This is a genomic window from Bacillus sp. 196mf, from assembly GCF_003217275.1.
Classification (GTDB): domain Bacteria; phylum Bacillota; class Bacilli; order Bacillales; family Bacillaceae_G; genus Bacillus_A; species Bacillus_A thuringiensis_S.
In genome coordinates, this window is sequence record NZ_QJTG01000084.1 from 1 (window position 1) to 3,006 (window position 3,006).

The window sequence follows — 3,006 nt, forward strand, 5'->3', positions numbered from 1 at the left end:
TATCCTTCACTTCAGCTGCGTAAGTACTAGAAATAGATGTACCTAGAGCGAATAACCCTACACTAAGCGCTGTAACTTTCTTCAAATGTTTACTAAACTTCAATTTCATCTATAAATCACTCTCCTTTTCCTGTAAAACAATTCACCCTCCAGAACCAAATACACTAAATTAGTTTATGAAGTTCCGAAAGTGACATACATATAATATCATCCTGATATACAACATTCAATATTTGTTTTATGATGTAAACTATTATACGAAACAGCATTTTTATCGATAAACATGCCCTATTTTCATCTTACCGTTTTTCCTTTGAATTACGAACTTTATACTGCGGTGAACCTTCCACTATTATTTTCTCCTCAATTGTAAATCCAACCCCTGCATCCACGGTACCCGCTACATCCTTATACTTCCAAGAAGGTTTGGCATAAAAACGGAGATGATTCACTTTTGATGTGACATGCTTACCTATTACTGAGTCTACCTTGCCCTTCTTTTCATCCCTAATTGTATTAAATGTAATCTTATCTCTACGCACATTATAAAATTTCACGTATCGTATTTGTTAATTTAAAAATATAACTAGATTTCTATATCAAAAACATACTTAGAATAATAGAAGGGAAGAAAGAATCGTGGGTGCTTTGAGATTTTTAATCCGTAAAAAACTGACCATCTTCATTTGCCTTATTTGAATCAGTTTTTAGTATGTTGGTCCTCGAAATCGTGTATAAGAAATGGGAATTTATAAGTTTTTCGAGGGGAATCACAGGGGGCATTCCTTGTTTTTTGGCAAAACGAACAATTTCATCCGACTCATACCCCTTGTCAGCTAGAAGCTGTTCTGCCTGCAATCCTGTAATCAAATCGACAGCTTCTGTAAAATCAGACACTTCCCCCAGTTGAATGACCCGCCGTCGTCTAATCGATACAAAAAAATCTAGTAGGAGGGTTTGAAAACTTGATTATTCAATTGGAAAGTAAAAGTCATACTTTTAAAGAAATTGATCAATTAATTCGTCTGGAAGGCTATTCTGGAACTTTTTCAGCAGTACGTACAGTTGTAGAAACATTACGTCGTAATCGAAAACAAGGTCATCGTCAAAATTCTGTTTATCATGTCTCTCGCCAGCAACTCATCCGCTGGTTTTGGATTCATCCCGAGCAATTAACTAAGAAAGAAAAACAAGACTTCGTACAATGCTTTTCTAAATATCCGGAAATCCGTCCGCTCTATCAAATAGTGCAAAATTATCGAGAAAGTGTAAAACACTCTAATTATAAACAGTTTTTAAATTGGCTCAAACAGCAACTATCCAATAAACAACAACCTTTTTCTCATTACGCTCGTCGCTTACGAAGTGATTTGCAAGCAATTAAACATGCATTTTTACTTCCATATAGCAATGGTGTTTTAGAAGGGTAAATTAATCGCTTAAAAACAATTAAGCGTATGGTATATGGAAGAGCAAGTTTACATGTATTGACTAAACGCGTCCTGTATAGATTGTGAATTATTATGTTAAAAAAATTAAGTGAATTAAAACACTTTTAAGTCGTAAGGAATCCCCAAAAGTTCGTAAGAACCACTTTTATTTTGCACTAAACACAATATTCGTCTTTCTGTAATTTTTTTAATGCACAAAGTAAAACAGGTGCCTTTTCTATCGTAAGAACCGATGGTTCTCCAAACTGTTTAACGAATCTTTTCATGAAGACATAAGCCGCTTGATAATTACGTGTTTTTTGAAGATGAAAGTCTAGTGTATGTCCCTTACCATCAATGGCGCGATATACATAACACCATTCTCCTTTGGCTTTGATATACGTCTCATCCAAACGTTAAGCATCGTGTGCTGATTGGTTTTTCTTCTTCCAAATTTGATAAATCAAATTTCCATATTCATGAACCCAACGCATGATATGGTGACCCCTGATAGTTGTAAGGGCACTAATACACCACGTTTTTTTAAGATCTCAAGTGCTCCTCACTCTATTTTGCAAAAATTTAACTTAGTTTCAAAAACTTTGCAACGGAATCCGTTATGGTTATACTCCCCTAGAGTACAAATATGAAGTCTTTTTATATGATTTTAGCTGTATTAAATATGTGTCTTGTTTTTGTATTGATTTTAGCAGTTATAAGCATAATGGAGTTAAAATAAGAAGGACAATCCCTATAGGAATTGTCCTTCTTATTTTTAAAGGTTTTACTGACAGATTACATTTATTATACACTAAAAATATAAAATATTTAGTGGTTTTATTATTTTCTCAATAGGAGTAAATTAAGTTGGAGTGCACTTCATACAAACTCTAACCTTTCTATATAGTACTTTTTAATTTTCACAATTCTTAAGTTCCTTCTGCAACAAGTCCCATTGTTGTTTAGAGTTATCTAAATCGGTGTTAAGCTTTTCCCAATCTACTTCTTCATCTTTTTGTAACAATTTAATCATATTCTCATATTTATTATGAATTGAATCCCATTGTGAATGAACATTGATAATATTATTTTCAGCTTCTATAACTTCATTAATTACATTACTAATATTCTCCTGCTCGTTTATTAGCAATTCTACTACTTGTCCTTGTGCCTTTGTGTCACCATTTTCTAATGCTTTATTTAAACGTTCACGAATTTGATTGATCTTAGACATTTCCTTTGGCTGAAAATAATTTTCAATAGCCTTCCAAGGATTTTTTACAAATTGTAATACATGCTTACTCCAAGATTCTTTTTTCTCATCTATTGTCTTGTTCATTTCTTTATTAGCTTCTTGTATTTCTTTTAATTCTTCTTTTAGTTGGTCTGTGTCAGCCATTAATTTTGATTGTAAAACAGCTACATTAGAAGAATAATTTCTAGAATTATTAAACAATTTTCTTTTCAACTTCTGTAATTCTTCTTTTAATTGCTTTACATTTTCTTGATTTGTTTGAACAGAAGTCTTTAATCGCTTAATTCCATTCAGTAACATCGGCTTATTATGTCTTTTAAT

General features: G+C 32.4%; 3 protein-coding genes and 2 pseudogenes. 1 reads left to right on the forward strand and 4 read right to left on the reverse strand.

The genetic code is table 11. The features are described 5' to 3' along the window. Positions 1–299: 299 nt before the first annotated feature. Both ATL10_RS30475 and ATL10_RS31530 read right to left on the reverse strand, forming a co-directional pair. Positions 300–512: pseudogene (locus ATL10_RS30475) on the reverse strand (N-acetylmuramoyl-L-alanine amidase); the annotation flags it as partial. A 145-nt stretch (positions 513–657) separates the two neighbouring features. Continuing rightward, positions 658–897: a hypothetical protein gene (locus ATL10_RS31530; protein WP_181419373.1), complete on the reverse strand. Its 240-nt coding sequence runs from the start codon at positions 895–897 to the stop codon at positions 658–660. Positions 898–965: 68 nt separating this feature from the next. On the opposite strand from ATL10_RS31530, the gene ATL10_RS30480 reads away from it, so the two are divergent. Further along, positions 966–1,430, forward strand: coding sequence for a transposase (locus ATL10_RS30480; protein ID WP_258375852.1), 465 nt, complete (start codon positions 966–968; stop codon positions 1,428–1,430). Positions 1,431–1,612: 182 nt separating this feature from the next. Here the strand turns inward: ATL10_RS30480 and ATL10_RS30485 are convergent. Then, positions 1,613–1,983, reverse strand: a pseudogene (locus tag ATL10_RS30485) (DDE-type integrase/transposase/recombinase); the annotation flags it as partial. A 360-nt stretch (positions 1,984–2,343) separates the two neighbouring features. Then, on the reverse strand, positions 2,344–3,006 hold a 663-nt coding region (locus ATL10_RS30490), incomplete at its 5' end, for an HBL/NHE enterotoxin family protein (RefSeq protein ID WP_181419374.1).